This window comes from Proteiniborus sp. DW1 (genome assembly GCF_900095305.1).
Classification (GTDB): Bacteria; Bacillota; Clostridia; order Tissierellales; family Proteiniboraceae; genus Proteiniborus.
The window spans coordinates 18,202-41,381 of sequence record NZ_FMDO01000036.1 but is presented as its reverse complement, the minus strand read 5'-3'; the positions used below and the strand labels follow the sequence as shown (position 1 = coordinate 41,381).

Genomic DNA, 23,180 nt, shown 5'->3' with positions numbered 1-23,180 from the left:
TTGGGGGTGCATAGTTTGACTAAAATAAGAATATATGAATTAGCAAAAGAAATAGGAATATCAACTAAAGAATTAATGGATAAGTTAGATGAATTAAATGTGAAGGTTGGAAGCCATATGAGCTCTGTGGATAAGGAAGAAGCTGAGCTACTTAAGGAATATATCAAAGAAGAGTCTAGTAAAAAAGACGAAGATGAAGATATAGAAAGTTATGATGATACTAATGAAGATTTTTATGAAAAGAAGGCTTCTTCTTCAAAGCCTAAGAAAACTAAAAAACGTGAAGAAAATACTAAGGTAAATAAAGAAAAGGATAAGGAACGATTGACTAATAAAGAGATTAAGATTATTGAAGTAGATAATAAAATTATAGTTAAAGATTTAGCTGAGAAGGTGGGTGTAAGTTCTAACCAAGTAATCTCTAAATTGATTGCTTTAGGAGTTATGGCTGGTATAAACCAAGAAATTGATTTTGATGCAGCAAGTATTGTTGCCTCAGAATTTAACTGTGAATTAAAACTAAACAAGCAAGTTACAGAACAGGAAAATTCAATTTACGACGATTTTTTAGATAGCGAGGATCCTGAGGAGAGCTTAAAGCTTAGGCCTCCAGTTGTTACAGTTATGGGACACGTAGACCATGGGAAGACTTCTTTATTAGATGCTATAAGAGAAACTCGTGTTACTCAAAAAGAAGCAGGAGGGATAACACAACATATAGGAGCATCGACTGTAACAGTAAATAATAAAAAAGTTGTTTTCTTAGACACACCTGGTCACGAAGCTTTTACTTCCATGAGAGCAAGGGGTGCACAAATAACAGATATAGCAATACTTGTAGTAGCTGCAGATGATGGTGTAATGCCTCAAACTATAGAGGCTTTAAATCATGCTAAGGCAGCAAATGTGCCAATAATAGTCGCAGTAAATAAAACTGATAAAGAAGAGGCTAATCCTGATAGAGTTAAACAAGAATTAACAGAGCATGGCTTAGTACCTGAAGAATGGGGTGGAGACACAATATTTGTTCCTGTGTCTGCTCTTAAAAGAATTGGAATAGATGAATTATTAGAGATGGTATTATTAGTAGCTGAAATGCAAGAGTTAAAGGCTAATCCTAATAGGAATGCAGTTGGAACGATAATAGAAGCTAAATTAGATAAAGGAAGAGGTCCAGTTGCAACAGTGTTAGTACAAAAGGGTACACTTAGTGTTGGAGATTCAGTAGTTTCTGGAGTAGCCTATGGAAAAGTTAGAGCGATGCTCGATGATAAAGGAAAAAGAGTAAAAAAGGCTGGTCCTTCTATGCCAGTGGAAATACTTGGACTATCTGAAGTTCCAGAGGCAGGAGAATCCCTTTATGCAGTAGAAGATGATAAAAAAGCACGGGAAATAGCTGAACGTAATAAAGAGGCTATTAGAAGTGAACAACTAAAAGTTACTCAAAAGGTTTCTTTAGACGATCTATTTGAGAGAATTAAACAAGGCGAAGTAAAGGATTTAAATATTATTATAAAGGCAGATGTGAAGGGGTCTATAGAAGCAGTGAAACAATCATTGGAAAAGTTGAGTATAGATGAGGTAAAAGTAAACCCAATCCATGGAGGAGTTGGAGCTATAACTGAGAGTGATATTATGCTGGCATCTGCCTCAAATGCCATAGTTATTGGCTTTAATGTTAGACCAACTAATACTGCAATGGACATTGCAAATAGAGAAAATGTAGATGTAAGAACATATAGAGTAATATACAATGCTATTGAGGATATTGAAGCTGCAATTAAAGGTATGCTTGCACCAGAATATAAAGAAGTAATACTTGGTAGGGCTGAGGTCAGAGCTACATTTAAAGTGCCAAATGTTGGCATGGTAGCAGGAATATATATACAACAAGGTAAAATACTAAGAAATGCTAAAGTAAGACTTTTAAGGGATAATGTAGTTATTCATGAAGGAAATATTTCTTCATTGAAGAGATTTAAAGATGATGTTAGGGAAATAGCTACTGGATACGAAGGTGGCTTGGGTATAGAAGGCTATAATGACCTAAAAGAAGGAGATGTAATAGAAGCTTTTACCTTAGAGGAAATAAAAAGATAAATTGTTAGTAATGCATAAAGGAAAAAGGATAGGTGACTTCTATGAGTATAAAACGTTTAGGAAGGATTTCTGAAGAAATAAAAAGGATAGTTAGTAATGCTATAATGACAGAGTTAAAAGATCCTAGAATCTCTCCTATGACAAGTGTCACAGAAGTGGAAGTAACTAGGGATTTAAGATATGCAAAGATTTATATAAGCGTCCTAGGAGATGAAAGTAGTAGAGAGGAGACATTAAAAGGGCTGGAAAGCGGGAAAGGCTTTATCAGGAAAGAAATAGGTGAAAATTTAAACTTAAGATATACACCAGAACCATTATTTTATCTAGATAAATCAATTGAACATGGTTTTAAAATTTCAAAATTGTTAAATGAAGTGAAAGATAGCAATAGTAATAAAGGAAGTAGTGAAGATGACTAATAATAGAGAAATGCTTTTAAGAGAAGCACTCTCTAAAATTGAAAAGAATAATAGTATATGCATTACTTCTCATGTTAATCCTGATGGAGATAGTATAGGCTCTGTATTAGCTTTAGGTCTAGCTCTTAAGAGAAATGGCTATGACAATATAACTATGTTCATACCCGATGAAATACCTAGAAATCTTTCATTTCTTCCAGGAGTAGATTTGATTCAAAAAGAAATTCCTGATAATAAAATTAAAACGTTAATTGCATTAGATTGTGGAGATTTAGAACGAATTGGGATAGAAAAAACAGTTTTAAAATCTATAGATTCTATTATCAATATAGATCACCATATAACTAACACTAAGTTTGGCAACATAAACATAATTGATCCAGATGCTAGTTCTACTGGAGAAATAATTTACGAGATTTTAGAATTTATGAGTGTCAATATAGATAAAGATATTGCCACATCACTTTATGTAGCTATATCTTCTGATACAGGAAGCTTCAAATATGACAATACCTCACCTACTACTCATATAATAGCTTCTAAACTACTTAATATAGGTATAGATATTAATTTTATTAATGTAAATTTATATCAGAGTAGAAGTATTGAAAAGACAAAGCTACTCATGGCAAGCCTTAGTACTATGGAAATATTAGAAGAAGGGAAAATAGCTTTAGTCAATGTAACTAGACAAATGCTACAAAGCTGCAATGCAACAATGAGTGATGGAGATAATATAATTGACTTTATTAGAGATATTGACGGTATAGAAATTGCTTGTATATTTAAAGAGATTGAAGATAATGTTGTGAAAGTTGGTTTTAGGTCAAAAAACTATGTTGATGTATCAGCTATTGCAAAGAACTTCAATGGTGGAGGACATAAGAAAGCTTCAGGATGTACAATATACACTAGTATAGAAGAAGGAAAAATATTAGTATTAAAAGAAATAAAAAATGCACTCAGGTGATTATATGAATGGGATTATTAATGTTTTAAAACCGCCGGGTATGACATCTCATGACATTGTAAATTTTATTAGGAAAAAATTAAAAATTAAAAGGGTAGGGCACACTGGCACCTTGGATCCAAATGCAGCTGGTGTGCTGCCTATTTGTATAGGAAAAGCTACAAGGGTTGTTCAATATTTTGATGACTTTAGTAAATCGTATAGAGCCGAACTAACCCTTGGTTATGAAACAGATACTCAAGATAAATATGGAGAAATTATAAATAGGAAGGCTATACCAGATATTACCTCTGATGAACTTGAACAAGTATTTAATGAATTTAAAGGCAAAATTCAACAGATACCTCCTATGTATTCTGCATTAAAACATAATGGGAAAAAATTATATGAGCTTGCTAGAGAAGGGAAAACTGTAGAAAGAAAACCTAGGGAAATAATTATCCATAATATTTCAATTATAAAAAATTATGATAATAAGAGAGTACTTTTTGATGTCGAATGTTCAAAGGGGACTTATATACGAACATTATGTAACGATATAGGTAAAAGACTAGGGAGTTTAGGCTGTATGACATTTTTAGTAAGAACTCAAGTAGGAGACTTCAAAATTGAAAATGCCTATACCATCGAGGAAATAGAAGAATATATTTCTAATGGTAGATTAAGTAGTATTATGATGCCTCTAGATAGTGTACTTAAACATCATAAGCTTGTTAAGCTTGATCAAAAGTTCTATGATATCTTGAAAAACGGTGGAAAAATAAAGTTAAGTGACCATAACTATAAATTTAATAGTGAAAGTCACAGAGGCGAAATACGGGTATACTGCGATGATATATTTATTGGAATGGGGCTAGTTGAAGAAACTGCTGAAGGTACTATTTTAAAAATGGATAAAGTTTTTATATAAAGGTGATAGACAATGAAAATCTTGCATGACTGCAATACATCTATTAATAAATATACAGCTGTAGCTCTTGGAAATTTTGATGGTTTCCATCTAGGACATCAGTATTTAATAAAAGAAATGATGAAGAATGCAGAAGAAAAGGGCCTAACTAAGTCTGTTTTTACATTTAACAATGAATCACTAGTTAACTTTAAAACTAATAAAACAAACAATCTGCTTATGAGCAATGAGCAGAAAATCTTGTTATTTGAAAAAATCGGGATCGAGATATTATATTTAACTGATTTTACTAAAGAGATAATGCGTATGTCACCCTATGATTTTGTAAAAAAAATACTTGTGGATCAGTTACATGCAAAGTTTGTCGTAATAGGGTTTGATTATAAATTTGGTCATAAAGCTCAAGGTAATGGAGATTTTTTAATAAAAGCAGGTAAAGAGTTTGGCTTTGAAGTAATGATCATAGACCCCATTACCAGTAATAATAAGATAATAAGTAGTTCAAATATAAGGGAGTTAATTAAAGATGGACTTATTGAGGAAGCTAATATTCTACTTGGAAGACCATTTGCTATAAATGGCACTATTGTCAAAGGAAAAGGCAGAGGAAAAGGGTTAGGTTTTGCCACAGCAAATTTAAAAACAGATACAAAGTACCAAATACCAAAGTTTGGTGTTTACAAATCAATTACATCGATAGATAATAGAGAATTTTTGAGTATTACAAACATAGGAAGTAATCCTACTTTTAATGATGTAGATTTTAGCATAGAAACCCATATACTTAATTTTAATGAAAATATATATGGAAAAAGGGTTCATATTCAATTATTAGAGTTTATTAGAGAAGAAAAGAAATTTTCTAATAAAAACGAACTAGTCAAACAGGTTATGAGAGATATTGAGAAAATCTCTATACTTGATAGATGAATATGGAGATAAAAATGTAATATTAAAATAAATATTTACAAGATATATTTGATATGGTACAATTAGGATTGATAATACCATATGCTAAGTTTACTGTAGCCTCGACTGTATACTTGGCTTATGGTGTAGTATAATATAAGGAGGATAAAAAATGAATTTAAGTAAAGAAGAAAAAGCAAGAATTATTGAAGAGTACAGAGTACATGAAGGTGATACAGGGTCACCAGAAGTTCAAATTGCGATTTTAACACACAGAATTAATAAGCTTAATGAGCACTTAAAGATTCATAAGAAAGATCATCATTCTAGAAGAGGTTTGTTAAAGATGGTAGGTCAAAGAAGAGGCTTACAGAACTACTTAGAGAAAACTGATATAGAAAGATATCGTAATCTTATAGAGAAATTAGGCTTAAGACGTTAATTGGAGCGGGGATACCCGCTCTATTAATTTATAGGTAACTTTGTTTTTTTTATATTTTCGAGGCAATAATAATTAATATATAATAAAGTATACATATTAAAGGAGGTAGAACATGGAGAGAACTTTTGAAACTAATATAAGTGGAAGAAAGCTTTCTGTAACAATAGGAAAGGTCGCCGAGCAGGCTGGAGGTTCATGTCTAGTTAGATATGGTGACACTGTAGTATTAGCTACAGCTACTGCATCAAAAGAACCCAGAGAAGGTATTGACTTTTTTCCATTGAGTGTTGATTATGAAGAAAGGTTGTATGCAGTTGGGAAAATCCCAGGTGGCTTCATTAAGAGAGAAGGTAAACCTAGTGAAAAAGCCATATTAACATCAAGGCTTATTGATAGACCAATTAGACCATTATTTCCTAAGGATTTTAGAAATGATGTCCAAGTGATAGTAACAGCTTTATCAGTTGATCAGGACTGTACTCCAGATATTGTTTCAATGATAGGGGCATCTATTGCACTAACTATATCAGATATACCATTTAATGGACCCACTGGTTCTGTATCAGTAGGCTTAATTGATAATAAATTTATAATAAATCCTACTTGCGATCAAAGAGAAAAATCATTATTAAGCTTGATAGTTGCTGGCACTGAAGATGCTGTTATGATGGTTGAAGCTGGGGCAAATGAAATTGATGAAGCTGTAATGCTAGATGCTATAATGACAGGACATGAGGAAATAAAGGAAATATGTAAATTTATTAATGAGATTAGAAAAGAAGTTGGCAAACCTAAAAAGGAATATAAAGCATTCCTACCTGACAAGGAAATCGAAAAAGAAATAACAGAATATGCTAGAGAAAAAATGTTAAAAGCTATTAGAACTGAAGATAAGCAAGAAAGACAGGATAATATAGATAGTGTGAAAAAAGAAACATTTGAATATTTTATTGAAAAATATCCTGATAATACTGCTGATATTGAAGAAGTATTATATAATGTTGAAGAAGGAATTAGACCTGACAATAGACATGTAGATGAAATACGAAATATTACTAGTGAGGTTGGAATATTACCAAGAACTCATGGTTCAGGACTATTTACTAGAGGGCAAACTCAAGTATTGACTGTTGCAACCTTAGGAGCTGCAGGAGATGTTCAAATTATTGATGGACTTGGTGAAGAAGAAGAAAAAAGATACATGCATCACTATAACTTTCCACCATTTAGTGTCGGAGAAACTAGATTCTTAAGAGGACCTGGAAGAAGGGAGATCGGACATGGTGCTCTAGCTGAAAGAGCTCTAGAACCTGTTATTCCTAGTGTTGATGAGTTTCCTTACACCATTAGGCTAGTCTCAGAAGTACTAAGCTCTAATGGCTCTACTTCACAAGCAAGTGTCTGTGGAAGCACTTTAGCTTTATTAGATGCTGGGGTTCCAATCACTGCACCTGTAGCTGGTATTGCAATGGGATTAATAAAATCAGATGATAAAGTAGTAATTTTAACTGATATACAGGGAATGGAAGACTTTTTAGGGGATATGGACTTTAAAGTAGCTGGAACAAAAAAAGGTATAACAGCAATACAAATGGATATTAAAATAGCTGGTATTGATAGGGAAATTTTAAAAAATGCATTAGAAAAAGCAAGGATAGGAAGACTTTTTATACTTGATAAAATGAGTGAGGTTATTTCACAGCCAAGAAAAGAACTATCTCCTTACGCACCTAGAATCCTTACAATGTCAGTAAATCCAGATAAAATACGAGATATTATTGGTCCAGGTGGGAAAGTAATCAATAAGATTATTGATGAAACAGGAGTAAAAATTGATATCGAAGATGATGGAAAAGTGATTATTGCAGCAGAGAATGTAGAGTTTGGTAAGAAAGCTATGAAAATGATAGAGAAAATAGTTGAAGAGATAGAGATAGGAAAAATATATCTAGGAAAGGTAACTAGAATAATGCCATTTGGAGCTTTTGTAGAAGTATTAAATGGGAAAGAAGGTTTAGTTCATATATCAAACATTGCAAAGGAAAGAATTAACAAGGTAGAAGATGTATTATCAATTGGAGATGAAATACTAGTAAAGGTAACAGAAATAGATAATCAAGGTAGAATTAATCTTTCCAGGAAAGATGCTTTACCTAGCGAAGGAAAGAATGAAGGTGAACAAAAATAAGGACATGAGCCTAAAGGTTTATGTCTTTTTTATTTTTATATAATAAGTTTTTTATTTTTTATCAAGAAACTGATCTCATTGAAGCTTTTCTTATTATATTTTATAAAACTTAGAATACTTATATAGTATATCATATTATAGAATAGGAGGAAGTTTATGAAAATAATCTATATAAGGTTCAAAACTTTAATTATAGCAATTACAATAGCTATAATAATTTTAGCATTAATTATTTTGCTGAGCTTTAATTTTTCTTCAAAAGCTAAAGATATCTTCAATATCGATGATGTGTACTATAAGGGAACTATTGATGAAAAATTAATAGCCTTTGCATGCAATGTTGATTGGGGAAATGAATGCATACCTGGAATGCTGGACATTTTTAGAGAAAATAATATCAAAATAACCTTTTTTGTAACAGGAAGATGGGCAGAAAAAAATCCTGAACTACTAAAAAAGATATATGAAAATGGTCATGAAATAGGAAATCATGGGTACTTTCATAGGGATTATGATAAACTAAACTATGAAGATAACAGAGATGAAATAAATAAAGCGGATAAAGTGATAACTGATATATTAGGGATAAAATCTGTATATTTTGCTCCACCTTCTGGTGCATACAACAAAGAAACTATAAAAGCAGCTAATGAATTAGGATATAAGGTGATAATGTGGAGCATAGATACAATTGACTGGAGAAAAGATAGTACAAAAGATAAGATAATTAATAGAGTGATAAGCAAGCATCACAACTCAGCAATCGTTCTAATGCATCCAAAGGAGGAAACAGTTAAAGCTTTGCCTGTAATAATACAAAATTTAAAGGATAAGGGTTATCAAATAGGTGCAGTAAGTGATATAATAAAGTGAAATCATTTCAAGCCTAATTTCAATAAGTTATAATAAAATATAGTACTAATTTGCTTAGGAGGAAAACATGTATAATAAAATAACACTGGACAATGGCCTTCGAATAGTTACCGAATATATCCCATATGTTAAGTCTGTATCTATAGGAGTTTGGGTGGAGGCTGGTTCTAGAAAAGAAACCTTAGAAAATAATGGAGTATCTCATTTTATTGAGCATATGTTGTTTAAGGGAACTAAAAATAGAACTGCAAAAGAAATAGCCGAAAGTATTGATAATATTGGAGGTCAAATAAATGCTTTTACTAGTAAAGAATGTACCTGCTATTATGCTAAAGTATTAGATAGTCATATTGATGTTGCAATAGATGTATTATCTGATATGCTTTTTAATTCATTATTTGATGAAGATGAAATTTCTAAAGAGAAATCTGTAGTATATGAAGAAATTAAAATGTACGAGGATTCTCCAGAAGATTTAGTGCATGACCTATTATCACAAACTATATTCAACAAAAATTCTCTTTCCCTACCTATTCTAGGTAGTAGAGAATCCTTAGAAAAATTAACTAGAGAGAGTATAATTAATTATTTTGAGAGCTTTTATATACCTTCAAATACTGTTATATCTATAGCAGGAAACTTTAATTTAAATGCCACGATTAAACTAATTGAGAAACACTTTTCTAAATGGGAAACAAAAATAAATATTGCTGATAAATATGAGAAGCCTATTATTTCTCACAGCATCTCAAAAAAGAAAAAAGATATTGAACAATTACATTTTTGTTTAGGCACTGAAGGAATTTCACAAGGACAAGATGAGTTATATGCACTGCTAATACTAAATAATATATTTGGTGGAAGTATGAGCTCTAGACTTTTTCAGGATATAAGAGAAGATAAAGGGCTAGTCTATTCCATATATTCTTATCCTTCATCATATAAGGATTCAGGTATTTTTACTATATATGCAGCGCTAAATACTGATAACTTTATAAAGGTAATAGATATAATTATGGATAATATAAGTATTATTAAGAAGGATTATTTGACTGAGGAAGAGATATACAGATCAAAGGAGCAATTGAAAGGTAATTACATTTTAGGACTTGAGAGTACATCTAGCCGCATGACATCAATAGGTAAATCAGAACTATTATTAGGAAAAGTCATATCTCCTCAAGAAATAGCATCAAGAATAGATAAGATAGAGTTAGAAGATATAATTAGTGTAGTTAATAAAATATTTGATAAAAGTAAATATAATATTGCTTATGTGGGAAATTTTGATAATGAAAATGAAATAGATAGAGAATTAAGAAGATTACTTTTTAAATAGTAATCTTTTTTTTAAAAAAATATCATAACAAATCTTATCATAAATGATAAATCATAAAACAATCATATTTTCATATCATATAATAAACTGATAAAAATGGAGGCGATTTTATTGAGACTAAGCGAATTAGGTGGAAAAGAGATTGTTAACCTAAATGACGGAGGCAGATTAGGCATAATAGCTGATTCGGATTTAGTAATAGATGAAAAAAGTGGTAAAATATTAGCTTTATTAGTACCCGATCGAAGAAGTCAGATAAAAATATTTGGATTCAATGAAAGAAGCGGAATAGAAATTCCTTGGTCATCTATTAGAAAAATAGGCAATGATATGATTATAATTGAACTAGATGAAGAAAATAGAAGCAGAAGAATATATACAGTATAGAACTTTAAAGCTTATATAAAAAGTGAGCAGTATATAAAGAATTTGCTTTGTGCTTCAATGAATTGTACTAATAATTTTAAGCATATTAATCTAGGTTTAGTGTAAACTATATAAATAATAAGTTTAATTTCTACTAAAGATATTAAATATACAAAGGAGGAACAATATTGGATATAAATAAATATAATTCTGATTTTATCCTTTTTAATAGTGATTATAAGGATGAAGAGCAGGAAGAGAATAATCCAGAACAAAATACTGATAATAATGAGGATTTAGAAAAAGTAAAAACCTTTGGTACACCTAATCTTCCTACGACTCCTCAAGACATACAGTTCATTTCAATAATTGGAGAAGTTGAAGGACATATAGTATCTCCACCACAAAAAAAGGCTACGAAGTACGAGCACATTATGCCCTTACTAGTAGCTGCTGAACAAAATCCTGAGGTAAAGGGGATTCTTATATTTCTAAATACAGTTGGAGGAGATGTTGAAGCTGGCCTAGCACTGGCAGAAATGATAAATAGTTTAAGTAAACCTAAAGTATCACTAGTCCTAGGAGGTGGCCATAGTATCGGAGTTCCATTAGCTACCTCCAGCGATTATTCCTTTATTACTCCTACAGCTACTATGACAATTCATCCTATACGTATGACAGGGTTAGTTATAGGAGTCCCACAGACTTTCAGATATTTTGAGAAAATGCAACAAAGAATAATAAACTTTATTTTAAGAACTTCTAAAATAGAAAAAGAACTATTATTGAAATTGATGTATGATACAGATGAGATTGCTAATGATGTAGGAACTATTCTTATTGGTGAAGAAGCAGTTAAAAATGGTTTGATAGATGAAGTTGGGGGTTTTTCAACTGCATTACAAAAACTCAAAGAACTCATCGAAAAGAATTAAGTAAGCTAATTTGAATAGAATATTTAAATGGTTTATGTTATAATTACAACGTAAAAGTGTTAATGATGGTCATTAGCACTTTAATTCTATAAGGATAAAGTGTTAGTGAATATTGGGCGTTACGTTTTATCTTTATAGTATCGGGGTGGTGAATTATTTCTTTTTACTAAAGGATTTTATTCACTTCTGTAGAAATAGATTATAGAGGTGATCATATGACAAAAGCGAAAAGCAGGGTAACAGCAAAAAATAAAACTACAGCAAAACGAGACATTAAAATGGAAATTATGGGAATATTAATTGTAGCTGTAGGGCTTTTATCCTTATTAAGCATGTATAATAAGTCTACTGGTTTTATTGGTCAGATAATTAAAAAATACTCAATTATTATTGCTGGCCTAGGGGGATATGTTTTTCCCTTTATTATATTATTAGTTGGCTTTCTATTTATTACGAATAAAATAGAGCTTATCAAAAAAACAACATCAGTCATCATAACTTATATTGGCCTCCTAACTATTTTAGATATTAATTTCTTTCCTTTTGTAGAAGGATTATCTTTTTTTGATAGAGTTAAGTTATCTATTGAAGTTAATAATTCTATTATTGCCTCTGAGAGTATTGCTTCAGGTGGAGGAATTATTGGTTCGGCATTATCTTATGTTTTTCTAAGATTATTTGGAACTATTGGTTCTTATGTTGTGATAGCTGCAATTATTTTGATATCCTTTTTGCTATTTACAAATATTAGTGTTATAGATGTAACTAAGAATATTTTTAGAAGAATTGTTGCTTTAATTAAAGCAACAATTAACAATACAAAAGACTTCGTATATGTAGAAGATAAAAAGGGAAATACTCCTAGCAATAAAGAAGATGATATTATTCTAAAGGATATGTTAAGTCATGATGATAAAAACAACACTAGTGATAGTTCGATTACTACTAATGAGGCTGAAACGAAGATCAGGGTTCTAGATTATACTAAAAGTATAGATAAATCTGAACAATATGCTGAGAAAAAACATGAAGACAAATTAATAAATAGAGATAATAATATTGATATACCTGAGGGACAAAAAAATGAAAGCTATGACGATTATAAGTTACCAAGTACTGAGATACTCAGGGAAGTAAAATCAAATTCAAAAAACGTAGAAAAAAAAGAAGTTCTGAATAATGCAAACAAACTAATAGAAACATTACATAATTTTGGAATTGAAGCAAAAATACTTCAAGTTAGTATTGGCCCTAGCATTACAAGGTATGAGATACAACCAGCTCCAGGTGTAAAAGTAAGTAAGATAGTAAGTCTAACTAATGATATTGCTCTTAGTTTAGCATCATCAGATATTAGAATGGAGGCTCCCATACCAGGTAAATCTGCTATAGGTATTGAAGTTCCAAACAAGAATAAGGTTGGGGTAGGATTAAAAGAGATACTAGAGTCAAATGAATATAAAGAAATTGATACACTAATACCTTTTGCTTTAGGCAAAGATATTTCAGGTAAGCCAATAGTTACCAATATAGAAAAAATGCCTCACTTGCTTATTGCAGGAGCCACAGGCTCAGGGAAAAGTGTTTGTATAAATACTTTGATTGCAAGTATTTTGTATAAAGCTAGACCAGATCAAGTAAAGTTAATGCTTATTGATCCTAAAGTTGTGGAGTTAAGTGTATACAATGGAATACCACATTTATTGATTCCTGTTGTTACAGATCCTAAAAAAGCGGCCTTTTCACTTAATTGGGCTGTTCAAGAAATGACAAGAAGGTATAATTTATTTGCGAAGAATAGTGTGAGAGATTTAGATTCTTATAATAACAAGGCTGCAAACAATCTTGAAATGGAAAAACTTCCTAAGCTCGTTATAATTATAGATGAATTAGCAGATTTAATGATGGTCTCTGCCTCTGAAGTCGAGGACTACATATGCAGACTTGCACAAATGGCAAGGGCAGCGGGAATACATCTAATCGTTGCAACTCAAAGGCCTTCTGTAGATATTATTACTGGAACTATAAAAGCAAATATTCCGTCCAGGATTTCTTTTGCGGTGTCTTCTCAAGCAGATTCAAGGACTATACTTGATATGGGAGGAGCAGAAAAGTTGCTTGGTAAAGGAGATATGTTATTCTATCCAGTTGGCGAATCTAAGCCTCTTAGAATACAAGGAGCGTTTATTGGGGAAGAAGAAATTAATAAGTTAGTTGAATACTTACAAAGCCAATGTAGCGCCAATTATGAAGAAAAAGTAGTAGAAGAAATAAGCAACAACCTTAAACAAACTACAGATGATTCAGATGAATTACTACCAAATGCCATAGATATCGTAATAGATGAAGGGCAAGCATCTATTTCTTTGCTTCAACGTAGATTGAAAATAGGTTATGCGCGAGCTGCACGTATTATTGATGAAATGGAGGAAAGAGGGATTGTAGGCGGATATGAAGGTAGTAAACCTAGAAAGGTTTTAATCACTAGGGATGAATATGAAAATGACTAATATTTAAGCTTAAATGTTTTAAGAAGGTGAACTTTTGATAAGAGAAATAAATATTGAAGATGCTTTACAGATGAAAGATTTAGTTTTTATTGATGTTAGAAGTGAAAAAGAATATGAGCAGGACACAATTCCTGATGCAATCAATCTACCTATACTTAACGTTTCTGAACGAGAGCACGTTGGATATGTTTATACACAAATAGATAAAGATGAAGCGAAAAGAATTGGATTAAAATATGCTTCTGTTAAGCTTGTAGATTTCTATGAAAAAGCAAAAGAAATAGAAAATAATAATAAAAAAACTGCATTATTTTGCTACAGAGGTGGAATGAGAAGTAACTCAGTAGCTAGAGTATTAGATATTATGGGAATTAATTTGTTCTTAATAAAAGGTGGCTATAAAAGCTATAGAAAATACGTAATAGAAGAATTACCAAAATATGAAGGCAAGTATAAGTATATTGTTTTACATGGTTATACCGGAACTGGTAAAACAAAGATATTAAGATTATTAGAAAGTCTTGGTAAAGCCACACTTGACATAGAAAGCTTAGCTAAAAATGCAGGCTCAGTATTTGGTAATATTGCTTTTGAGGAGAAATCTAACTCACAAAAAAAATTTGAATCATTGTTACTGGATAAGTTTAAAAAAAACAATGAAAGTTTTATATTTACAGAAAGTGAAAGTAAAAGAGTTGGAAAGGCAGTACTACCTGATTTTCTATTTAATGATATGGATAAGGGTTTCCACGTTTTAATTAACACTACTTTCGAAAAGAGAATCGAAAATATTGTTGATGATTACGTAAATAATGCTTCAGGCACAAAAGACACAGAAATTGAAGGTGCCATTAAAAAGCTAAGAAAAAAAATAGGTGGCGATAAAGTAGATACTCTTATTGAAGAATTACATAAAAAAAACTATTCAGTAATAGCAAAAGAACTTATGACAAACTATTATGACCCACTTTATGAGTATTCTTTAGAGAAATATAAAAAGTATGATAAGATTATTAATTACAATGATATTGAATCTGCTGTATCAGAATTAATTAAATTTGTGGACACATTATATTAGATTAGAACAAGTATACTATATTGTTTTTTTCATTTAATATTAAATTATTAGATAGGAGATGTTTGCTTTGAATTTAGCCAATAAGTTAACCATTATTAGAATACTATTAGTTCCTATTTTTATGATTTTTCTTATTTTTGATTTTCCTTATGGGGACTATATAGCAGCATGTATATTTACTATAGCAGCACTGACTGATACTTTAGATGGATATATAGCAAGAAGTAGAAATCAGATTACTAAGTTCGGCAAATTTATGGATCCTTTAGCAGATAAACTTCTAGTTTCAGCTGCATTAATCTCCTTAGTTGAGATGAATAGAATTCCTGCGTGGGTTGTTGTCATAATAATTGCTAGAGAGTTTGCAGTTACAGGTTTAAGGGTTCTGGCAGCCTCAGATGGTATTACTATTGCAGCAAGCTGGTGGGGAAAAATTAAGACTATAACTCAGATTGTAGCAATTGTTTTACTGCTTGTTAATAATTACCCATTCAGTAAAATAGGAATTCCTTTTGATAAGTTGTGCGTGTCTTTAGCAGTTATTTTCACAATTATTTCTGGAATTGATTACTTTTATGTTAACAGAAAAGTATTTTTAGCAAGTAATAAATAAGCAGTTATGCTAAGAGGTGATGGTATGAAAGCTGAGGTAATTTGTGTAGGTACTGAGTTATTGTTGGGTAATATTATAAATACCAATGCAAGGTTTCTTTCTCAAACACTAGCAGAATTAGGAATAGACGTATATTATCAAACTACTGTAGGTGACAACATGGAAAGAATTATGGATGCTACTCTTAATGCTTTAAATAGAGCAGATATTTTGATTTTTTCTGGTGGATTAGGACCTACAAAAGATGATTGTACGAAAGAAGCTGTATGTAAGGTTCTAAAAAGAAACTTATACTTAGATGAACAAATATTAAAAAAAATATTTGAGTTTTTTTCTAATAGGCAGATGCCTGAATCTAATAAAAAGCAAGCTTATGTACCAGAAAATAGTGAAATATTAGAAAATGATATGGGAACAGCACCTGGTTTTTTTATTGAAACAGATAATAAGATAATAATCTTACTTCCCGGCCCACCACACGAGCTTATACACATGTTTAATAAACATGTTATACCCAAGCTTAGCAAAAACTCGAATTATACCATAAAATCAAGGGTAATTAATACAATTGGAATAGGTGAGTCATCTTTAGAAGAAAGGATAATAGACTTAATAGAGGCTCAAACTAATCCAACTATTGCAACCTATGCCAATAATGGACAAGTAGATATTAGAATTACAGCTAAGGCAGATAGCATTACCGGTGCTGATGCTTTGCTAGATGATATTCAGATTAAGATAGATGAGAGAATTAAAGAATTTATCTATAGCTATAATGGCGAAACTATTGAAGAAGTGGTTTTTAAACTTCTTTGTAAAAGACAGTTGAAAATAGGATTTTGTGAGTCATGCACAGCTGGTCTTACTACCTCTATGCTTGCTAGTATTCCGGGAGCATCTAAGGTTTTGGATAGATCTTTTATAACTTATAGTAATTTATCTAAAATGGAGGAAGTAGATGTTAAATCTAGAACACTAGAAACCTATGGAGCAGTAAGTAAAGAAACCGCTATTGAGATGGCACAAGGCATTTTAAAAAAATGTCCAATAGATATAGGTGTATCCATCACCGGAATAGCTGGTCCTACCGGTGAAACTGATAAAAAACCTATAGGATTAGTATATATTTGCATCGCAACTAAAGAAAGACATATAGTAGTTGAAAAGAGATTTAACGGTAATAGGGATGACAATAGGCTTAGAGCTGCAAAAGCTACATTTGACATAATTAGGAGATTTCTGCTGAAATTAGTTTAATAAACTTTTTTGTTTGACTATTATAAGAACTTATTATATAATTACAATGGAACACTTGTTCGAATATTTAAAAAGGTGGTGAATCCCAGTTTTTCTGGGAATACTTATGCAAGAAAAAAAGAAAGCTCTTGAAATGGCTATAAGCCAGATTGAAAAACAATTTGGAAAAGGCTCTATAATGAAATTAGGTGAAGATTCAAAGCTTAATGTTGAAGCAGTATCAACTGGGTGTCTTGACTTAGATATAGCAATAGGAATTGGTGGACTTCCAAAGGGAAGAATTATAGAAATATATGGACCAGAATCTTCAGGTAAGACTACAGTAGCTTTACATTCAATAGCAGAAGTACAAAAATTAGGTGGAACTGCTGCTTTCATCGATGCAGAGCATGCGTTAGACCCTAGCTATGCCAAAAATCTAGGTGTGAATATTGAAGAATTAATCGTATCTCAGCCAGATACTGGAGAACAGGCCTTAGAAATTGCTGAGGCGTTAGTTAGAAGTGGTGCTGTAGATATTGTGGTTGTAGACTCAGTTGCCGCTTTAGTTCCAAAAGCAGAAATTGAAGGAGAAATGGGAGATAGTCATATCGGTTTACAAGCTCGATTAATGTCACAAGCTCTTAGAAAATTAGCAGGAGCTATAAAGAAATCTAATACTATAGCAATATTTATTAACCAACTTAGAGAAAAAGTTGGGGTTATGTTTGGTAATCCTGAAACAACAACTGGTGGTAGAGCATTGAAATTTTATGCTTCTGTTAGATTAGAAGTTAGAAGAGTTGAGTCATTAAAACAAGGCGAAGATGTTATTGGTAATAGAACTAGAGTTAAAGTTGTTAAGAATAAGGTCGCACCTCCGTTTAAACAAGCTGAATTTGACATTATGTATGGAACAGGCATATCAAAAGAAGGAAGCATTTTAGATATGGGAGTTGCTGCGGAAGTAATTAATAAATCAGGTTCATGGTATAGTTATGAATCTAATAGATTAGGGCAAGGCAGAGAAAACGCAAAAGAATTCTTACGTGAGAATATTGACATAGCTAATGAGATAGAAGCAAAAGTAAGAGAAAAATTTAACCTTCAGGTTCCTCATCAAACCAATAAATTAATTGATATTCAAAAGGAAAAAAATGAAGAAGACAATGAGTAAATAATGGTAAACTAGTATAAATGGCGAACCTCGCCATTTTTTCGTTAGAAAGTGATGCTTTTTTATAAGATTTTCTATTTAGAGAACATCTTGTTTACATATTTTAATAAAAAAATCTTTATTTTTTATGCTTCACTTAATAGAAGCTTTTCTTATTTACTTGACATATAATTTAAAAAGTAATAAAATTAAATCGTATAGCAATATACTTATTAATGTAACATAAAAAACTTTCTACAAGATAATATGTAGGATCTCATAAGCCGAGATTACTCGGTTTATATTTTTATTAACTAGTATATTAGCTATTTGCACGAGATTAGTCATTTCGGCAATCTGCTTAATCTGTTATTGTATTCTAATGAAGATGTAAAAAAAACGAAACTTGAAAACTGAATAGTAAAGGAGGTGCTTTATCATTACATTACTAGTGATTGCAGGAACTGTTGGTGGCTTGGCAGTTGGAACCATATTGGGTATATATATTAGGAAAACAATTGCTGAAGCAAAAATAGTAAGTGCAGAGGAAGAAGCTTCAAGAATAATAGATGAAGCTAAAAAACAATCAGAAACACTAAAAAAGGAACAACTTCTTGAGGCAAAAGAAGAAGTTCATAAAGCTAGGAATGAATTAGAAAAGGAAATAAGAGAGAGAAGAATGGAAATTCAGAAGCAAGAAAGAAGGTTGCTTCATAAGGAAGAATCCATTGATAGAAAAAGTGAAGCATTAGAGAAAAAGGAGGAACTCTTAGCTAAAAAAATTAAGGATTTAGAACAAAAAGATTTAGCTATTGAAGAGTTATACGTTAAGCAAGTAGAGGAGTTAGAAAGAATTTCTAATTTAACATCTGATGAAGCTAGAGAATTATTATTAAACGATATCAGAAAAGAAATAACTCATGATGCAGCAATTATGATTAAGGATATTGAAAATAAAGCAAAAGAAGAGGGCGAGAAAAAGGCAAAAGAAATCATTGCTTATGCAATTCAAAAATGTGCTGCTGATCATGTGGCAGAAACTACTGTAACTGTAGTTCCATTGCCAAATGATGAAATGAAAGGTCGAATTATAGGTCGAGAAGGTAGAAATATCAGAACCTTGGAGACTTTGACTGGTATTGATTTGATAATTGATGATACTCCTGAAGCAGTTATTTTATCTGGATTTGATCCAATTAGAAGAGAGGTTGCAAGGGTAGCTCTAGAAAAGCTTATTATTGATGGACGTATACATCCTGCAAGGATTGAGGAAATGGTTGAAAAAGCAAAAAAAGAAGTAGACAATCATATTAGAGAGCAAGGCGAACAAGCTACATTTGAAACAGGAGTACACGGTCTTCATATAGAAATTATTAAACTTCTAGGTAGGTTAAACTATAGAACTAGTTATGGACAAAATGTACTTAAACACTCTATAGAAGTATCTCATTTAGCAGGTTTAATGGCTGCAGAACTAGGAGCTGACATAAAAATTGCAAAACGAGCAGGTCTCTTACATGATCTAGGTAAAGCTGTTGACCATGAAGTAGAAGGTCCACATGTTGCTATAGGAGCAGACATATTAAAGAAATATAGAGAATCCAAAGAAGTAATTCATGCCATGGAAGCACATCATGGAGATGTCGAGCCAGAAACAATTGAGGCTGTTTTAGTTCAAGCAGCAGACGCTATATCTGCTGCAAGACCAGGTGCTAGAAGAGAAACATTAGAAGCTTACATTAAAAGACTAGAAAAGTTAGAGGAAATTGCTAATTCCTTTGATGGCATAGAAAAATCTTTTGCTATACAAGCAGGTAGAGAAATAAGAATAATGGTTAAACCAGAACTTATTAATGATGACCAAATAATCCATACTGCTCGAGAAATAGTTAAGAGAATAGAAAATGAATTAGAGTATCCTGGACAAATTAAAGTAAATGTGATAAGAGAAACAAGAGCTATTGAATACGCAAAGTAGAGAAGACTATGTCTTCTCTTTTTTAATGTTGTAAAAATTATAATATTTTGAAAAAATCTAGCTGGGAAAAGAGGATTTTTTTGTTATTTGTAGAATAATATATTCATGTTGCAATAAATATTATTATTTTTTAAGGGGGCTTTTTTAATGGATGTATTAAAAGTATCAGCAAAATCAAACCCAAATTCCGTTGCCGGAGCATTAGCTGGAGTATTAAGAGAAAAAGGTGCTGCAGAAATACAAGCAATAGGTGCAGGTGCTCTAAATCAAGCAGTTAAAGCCGTAGCTATTGCTAGAGGATTTGTTGCTCCTAGTGGTGTTGATTTAATTTGTATACCTGCTTTTACTGACATTGAAATTGATGGGGAAGAAAGAACTGCTATTAAGCTCATTGTTGAACCTAGGTAATTAAAAAAAACCTGCACAAATATGCAGGTTTTTTTATTCATTTAGACATAATATATTCATATATATTATTTGATATTAATCAATATATATGAGACATAAGTTTAATTTGAAAGGAATGGTGACTTTATGTGTAAAGAGATTAAAAAATCTGATTTACACGTTCATACCACATTTTCTGATGGTTCTTTAACTCCATATGAAGTTCTGAAATGGGCCTATGACAAAAAAATTTATGCAATTTCTATTACTGACCATGATACTATAGAAGGTTTGAAATATGCAATAGAAAGTTCTAATTTATTTGATGTTCTTATTGTTCCAGGAGTAGAAATAAGCTGTACTTTTGAAGATGAAGAGATACATCTATTAGGGTATTATTTTGATATACAAGATAAGAACCTGCTTGAGGCTCTTAACCTATTAAAACATTCTAGAGAAACAAGAGGAGAAAAAATTATTGAAAAGCTAAATAGGTTAGGATTAAATTTGACTTTGCATGAAGTATATGATATTGCTGGTAAGGGTGTTATTGGCAGACCACATATAGCTAAGGCTATGATTAACAGAAAGTATGTTAGTTCTGTACAAGAAGCATTTGATAAATACTTAGATAGACACAAGCCAGCTTATGTTGATAGATATAGACTTTCTCTAAAAGAAGGTATAGATTTAATACATAAAGCAGGAGGGGTAGCAATAATTGCACATCCAGGATTAATTAAAAATGAAAGAATTTTTTTTGAAGTTATGAAAATAGGGATTGATGGAATTGAAGTTATTCACTCAAAGCATTCTCCTGAGGATACTTTAAAATATGAACATATGGCTAATGAGAATAATCTAATTACCACCGGTGGTTCAGATTTTCATGGAGACTTAATTGGTGATATACCGGTGTTGGGCGACTATTTTATTGATTATTCGCATGTAAAGCTTTTATATAAGAAAGCCTGCTTTTATAGAGAAAGGAGAGACATTGATAATGTACAAGAATGAAAGAAATAGGCAGTTTCCTTCCAAGCTTAGCACGACATCATTTGTTAAGTTATATATACTACATTTATTGACAGAAAAAAGCTATTATGGTAATGAAATAATTGATGAAATCAAATCAAGACTTAATAACAAATGGGAGCCGAGTCCAGGAATGATTTATCCACTTTTACGAGAGCTTGAAGATAATAATTATATTCATGGTTGGTGGCAAGAACCAGATAAACGCTCTATTCGACACTATAAAATAACTGATATTGGATATGAGCATTATAAGAAAATAAAATTGCTATATCATTCTAGCCTTGAAGATTCTCTAACAATAATCAAAAATACCTTAAAAGATATCTATAAAAGTAAATAAATATTATATAAACTGCTTAACTTTAAAAGGAAATTTGATTTTTATGTAGAAATTGTAATCAATTATTATTAAAGGGAGGATGATTATTTTGAAATTTAATCTTTCATCAAAGGCTTTAATGATATCACCATCTATAACATTGGATATCACAGCAAAAGCGAAAGAAATGAAGGCTAGAGGAATAGATGTAATAAGTTTTGGTGCTGGGGAGCCTGACTTTGATACACCAGAGAACATTCAGCTTGCTGGAATTAACGCAATCAAATCTGGAAACACTAGATACACTGCAACATCGGGTATTCTCGAATTAAAGGAAGCTATTTGTGAAAAACTAAAAAAAGAAAATAATTTAGACTATAAACTGAGTAATATTATCGTATCTAATGGTGCTAAACAATCTATTTTCAACTCATTATTTGCTATTCTTAATCCTGGTGATGAAGTTATCATGCCATTACCTTATTGGGTTAGCTATCCTGAATTTATTAAACTATCAGGTGGAGTACCTGTATCTGTAGAAACAAAGGAAGAAAATAATTTTAAATTTAAACTTGAAGATCTAGAAAATGCACTAACCTCAAAAACAAAGGCATTAATTTTAAATAGTCCTAGCAATCCAACAGGTGCTGCTTATGATTTAAAAGAACTTCAAGATATTGCAAACTGGGCAGTAAAAAACAATATATTCGTTATTTCAGATGAAATATATGAAAAACTTATTTATGATGGACATAAACATATTAGCATTGCTTCTCTCAATGAAGAAATTAAGAGATTAACAATAGTAATTAATGGTATGTCTAAGGCTTACGCCATGACAGGCTGGAGAATTGGATATGCTGCAGCAGATGAGGAAATAGTGAAGGTAATGACAAATATTCAAAGTCATACTACCTCTAATCCTTGTTCAATTTCTCAGTATGCCAGTGTTGAAGGATTAGTTGGTGATCAATTAATAATAGAAGAGATGAAAGAGCATTTTATTCATAGAAGAAACTACATGGTTGAAAAGATCAATTCAATCAATGGATTATCTTGTAGAAAGCCTCTTGGTGCTTTCTATGTGATGGCTAATATTTCAAAATTAAAAGGACAAATCATAAAAGGTAAAAACATAGAATCATCCTTAGACCTAGCAAACTTACTACTTGACGAGGCAAAGGTTGCAGTTATTCCTGGTTCTGCTTTTGGTGCTGATGATTTTATTAGATTATCCTATGCTACATCAATGGAAAATATAAAAGAAGGTTTAAATAGGATAGAAGAAACACTTAATTAATAATCTATTTAATTGAACCATTTACTATAAAAAAGGTATGGTCTACCATATCTTTTTTTATACCGAATAGAAAAATCTTAAAAGACTTTATTAGTTTATAACGTCCAATAAAAA

The 23,180-nt window shown here is 31.3% G+C and carries 21 protein-coding genes; all 21 read left to right on the top strand.

Features of this window, described 5'->3' with window-relative positions:
- The first annotated feature begins 15 nt into the window (after positions 1–15).
- On the top strand, positions 16–2,100 hold the full coding sequence (gene infB, locus DW1_RS09120; protein WP_143474397.1) for a translation initiation factor IF-2: 2,085 nt from the start codon (positions 16–18) through the stop codon (positions 2,098–2,100).
- A gap of 41 nt (positions 2,101–2,141) precedes the next feature.
- Complete coding sequence (gene rbfA, locus DW1_RS09115; protein WP_074350308.1) at positions 2,142–2,519, top strand: 30S ribosome-binding factor RbfA; 378 nt, start codon at positions 2,142–2,144, stop codon at positions 2,517–2,519.
- Positions 2,512–3,489, top strand: coding sequence for a DHH family phosphoesterase (locus DW1_RS09110; RefSeq protein ID WP_083605608.1), 978 nt, complete (start codon positions 2,512–2,514; stop codon positions 3,487–3,489). The genes rbfA and DW1_RS09110 overlap by 8 nt, the downstream gene beginning before the upstream one ends.
- On the top strand, positions 3,476–4,399 hold the full coding sequence (gene truB / locus DW1_RS09105; protein ID WP_242942466.1) for a tRNA pseudouridine(55) synthase TruB: 924 nt from the start codon (positions 3,476–3,478) through the stop codon (positions 4,397–4,399). The genes DW1_RS09110 and truB overlap by 14 nt, the downstream gene beginning before the upstream one ends.
- Positions 4,400–4,411: 12 nt before the next feature.
- Complete coding sequence (locus DW1_RS09100) at positions 4,412–5,329, top strand: bifunctional riboflavin kinase/FAD synthetase (protein ID WP_074350306.1); 918 nt, start codon at positions 4,412–4,414, stop codon at positions 5,327–5,329.
- Between the two features lie 151 nt (positions 5,330–5,480).
- On the top strand, positions 5,481–5,750 hold the full coding sequence (gene rpsO / locus DW1_RS09095; protein WP_074350305.1) for a 30S ribosomal protein S15: 270 nt from the start codon (positions 5,481–5,483) through the stop codon (positions 5,748–5,750).
- Positions 5,751–5,862: 112 nt separating this feature from the next.
- A complete protein-coding gene (locus DW1_RS09090; protein ID WP_074350304.1) occupies positions 5,863–7,938 on the top strand; it encodes a polyribonucleotide nucleotidyltransferase in 2,076 nt (691 codons plus the stop codon).
- A 156-nt stretch (positions 7,939–8,094) separates the two neighbouring features.
- The gene (locus DW1_RS09085; RefSeq protein ID WP_074350303.1) at positions 8,095–8,811 is read left to right on the top strand and encodes a polysaccharide deacetylase family protein; all 717 of its coding nucleotides are present in this window, start codon (positions 8,095–8,097) and stop codon (positions 8,809–8,811) included.
- 67 nt (positions 8,812–8,878) lie between these two features.
- Positions 8,879–10,150 carry a M16 family metallopeptidase gene (locus DW1_RS09080; RefSeq protein WP_074350302.1) on the top strand — a complete coding sequence of 424 codons (1,272 nt, stop codon included), beginning with the start codon at positions 8,879–8,881 and terminating at the stop codon, positions 10,148–10,150.
- Positions 10,151–10,261: 111 nt separating this feature from the next.
- Entirely contained in the window at positions 10,262–10,537 is a 276-nt protein-coding gene (locus DW1_RS09075; RefSeq protein ID WP_074350301.1) for a YlmC/YmxH family sporulation protein, read from the top strand.
- 173 nt (positions 10,538–10,710) lie between these two features.
- Positions 10,711–11,451 (top strand): ClpP family protease, encoded by a 741-nt coding sequence (locus DW1_RS09070; protein ID WP_278335736.1) that lies wholly within the window; start codon positions 10,711–10,713, stop codon positions 11,449–11,451.
- A 215-nt stretch (positions 11,452–11,666) separates the two neighbouring features.
- Positions 11,667–13,961 (top strand): FtsK/SpoIIIE family DNA translocase, encoded by a 2,295-nt coding sequence (locus DW1_RS09065; protein ID WP_083605606.1) that lies wholly within the window; start codon positions 11,667–11,669, stop codon positions 13,959–13,961.
- A 34-nt stretch (positions 13,962–13,995) separates the two neighbouring features.
- Positions 13,996–15,039, top strand: a complete 1,044-nt coding sequence (gene mnmH, locus DW1_RS09060) for a tRNA 2-selenouridine(34) synthase MnmH (RefSeq protein WP_083605605.1) — start codon at positions 13,996–13,998, stop codon at positions 15,037–15,039.
- A gap of 67 nt (positions 15,040–15,106) precedes the next feature.
- Positions 15,107–15,652, top strand: coding sequence for a CDP-diacylglycerol--glycerol-3-phosphate 3-phosphatidyltransferase (gene pgsA, locus DW1_RS09055; RefSeq protein WP_074350300.1), 546 nt, complete (start codon positions 15,107–15,109; stop codon positions 15,650–15,652).
- Positions 15,653–15,676: 24 nt separating this feature from the next.
- On the top strand, positions 15,677–16,909 hold the full coding sequence (locus DW1_RS09050; RefSeq protein ID WP_074350299.1) for a competence/damage-inducible protein A: 1,233 nt from the start codon (positions 15,677–15,679) through the stop codon (positions 16,907–16,909).
- Positions 16,910–17,015: 106 nt separating this feature from the next.
- A complete protein-coding gene (gene recA / locus DW1_RS09045; RefSeq protein WP_074350298.1) occupies positions 17,016–18,065 on the top strand; it encodes a recombinase RecA in 1,050 nt (349 codons plus the stop codon).
- A gap of 430 nt (positions 18,066–18,495) precedes the next feature.
- Positions 18,496–20,022: a ribonuclease Y gene (rny, locus tag DW1_RS09040; protein ID WP_242942465.1), complete on the top strand. Its 1,527-nt coding sequence runs from the start codon at positions 18,496–18,498 to the stop codon at positions 20,020–20,022.
- 147 nt (positions 20,023–20,169) lie between these two features.
- The gene (gene spoVS / locus DW1_RS09035; RefSeq protein ID WP_050354976.1) at positions 20,170–20,430 is read left to right on the top strand and encodes a stage V sporulation protein SpoVS; all 261 of its coding nucleotides are present in this window, start codon (positions 20,170–20,172) and stop codon (positions 20,428–20,430) included.
- A 126-nt stretch (positions 20,431–20,556) separates the two neighbouring features.
- Positions 20,557–21,426, top strand: coding sequence for a PHP domain-containing protein (locus tag DW1_RS09030; protein WP_074350296.1), 870 nt, complete (start codon positions 20,557–20,559; stop codon positions 21,424–21,426).
- The gene (locus tag DW1_RS09025; protein WP_074350295.1) at positions 21,413–21,787 is read left to right on the top strand and encodes a PadR family transcriptional regulator; all 375 of its coding nucleotides are present in this window, start codon (positions 21,413–21,415) and stop codon (positions 21,785–21,787) included. The genes DW1_RS09030 and DW1_RS09025 overlap by 14 nt, the downstream gene beginning before the upstream one ends.
- 118 nt (positions 21,788–21,905) lie before the next feature.
- A complete protein-coding gene (locus DW1_RS09020; protein ID WP_347499717.1) occupies positions 21,906–23,066 on the top strand; it encodes a pyridoxal phosphate-dependent aminotransferase in 1,161 nt (386 codons plus the stop codon).
- Positions 23,067–23,180 lie beyond the last annotated feature (114 nt).

Excerpts from the sequence above, each read along its gene's own strand:
- DW1_RS09030 (WP_074350296.1), top strand. The coding sequence starts at position 20,557 with ATGTGTAAAGAGATTAAAAAATCTGATTTACACGTTCATACCACATTT.
- DW1_RS09065 (WP_083605606.1), top strand. The coding sequence starts at position 11,667 with ATGACAAAAGCGAAAAGCAGGGTAACAGCAAAAAATAAAACTACAGCA.
- DW1_RS09090 (WP_074350304.1), top strand. The coding sequence starts at position 5,863 with ATGGAGAGAACTTTTGAAACTAATATAAGTGGAAGAAAGCTTTCTGTA.
- DW1_RS09025 (WP_074350295.1), top strand. The coding sequence starts at position 21,413 with ATGTACAAGAATGAAAGAAATAGGCAGTTTCCTTCCAAGCTTAGCACG.
- DW1_RS09100 (WP_074350306.1), top strand. The coding sequence starts at position 4,412 with ATGAAAATCTTGCATGACTGCAATACATCTATTAATAAATATACAGCT.
- DW1_RS09085 (WP_074350303.1), top strand. The coding sequence starts at position 8,095 with ATGAAAATAATCTATATAAGGTTCAAAACTTTAATTATAGCAATTACA.
- DW1_RS09110 (WP_083605608.1), top strand. The coding sequence starts at position 2,512 with ATGACTAATAATAGAGAAATGCTTTTAAGAGAAGCACTCTCTAAAATT.
- spoVS (WP_050354976.1), top strand. The coding sequence starts at position 20,170 with ATGGATGTATTAAAAGTATCAGCAAAATCAAACCCAAATTCCGTTGCC.
- DW1_RS09080 (WP_074350302.1), top strand. The coding sequence starts at position 8,879 with ATGTATAATAAAATAACACTGGACAATGGCCTTCGAATAGTTACCGAA.
- DW1_RS09050 (WP_074350299.1), top strand. The coding sequence starts at position 15,677 with ATGAAAGCTGAGGTAATTTGTGTAGGTACTGAGTTATTGTTGGGTAAT.
- rbfA (WP_074350308.1), top strand. The coding sequence starts at position 2,142 with ATGAGTATAAAACGTTTAGGAAGGATTTCTGAAGAAATAAAAAGGATA.
- recA (WP_074350298.1), top strand. The coding sequence starts at position 17,016 with ATGCAAGAAAAAAAGAAAGCTCTTGAAATGGCTATAAGCCAGATTGAA.
- rpsO (WP_074350305.1), top strand. The coding sequence starts at position 5,481 with ATGAATTTAAGTAAAGAAGAAAAAGCAAGAATTATTGAAGAGTACAGA.
- truB (WP_242942466.1), top strand. The coding sequence starts at position 3,476 with ATGCACTCAGGTGATTATATGAATGGGATTATTAATGTTTTAAAACCG.
- DW1_RS09020 (WP_347499717.1), top strand. The coding sequence starts at position 21,906 with ATGATATCACCATCTATAACATTGGATATCACAGCAAAAGCGAAAGAA.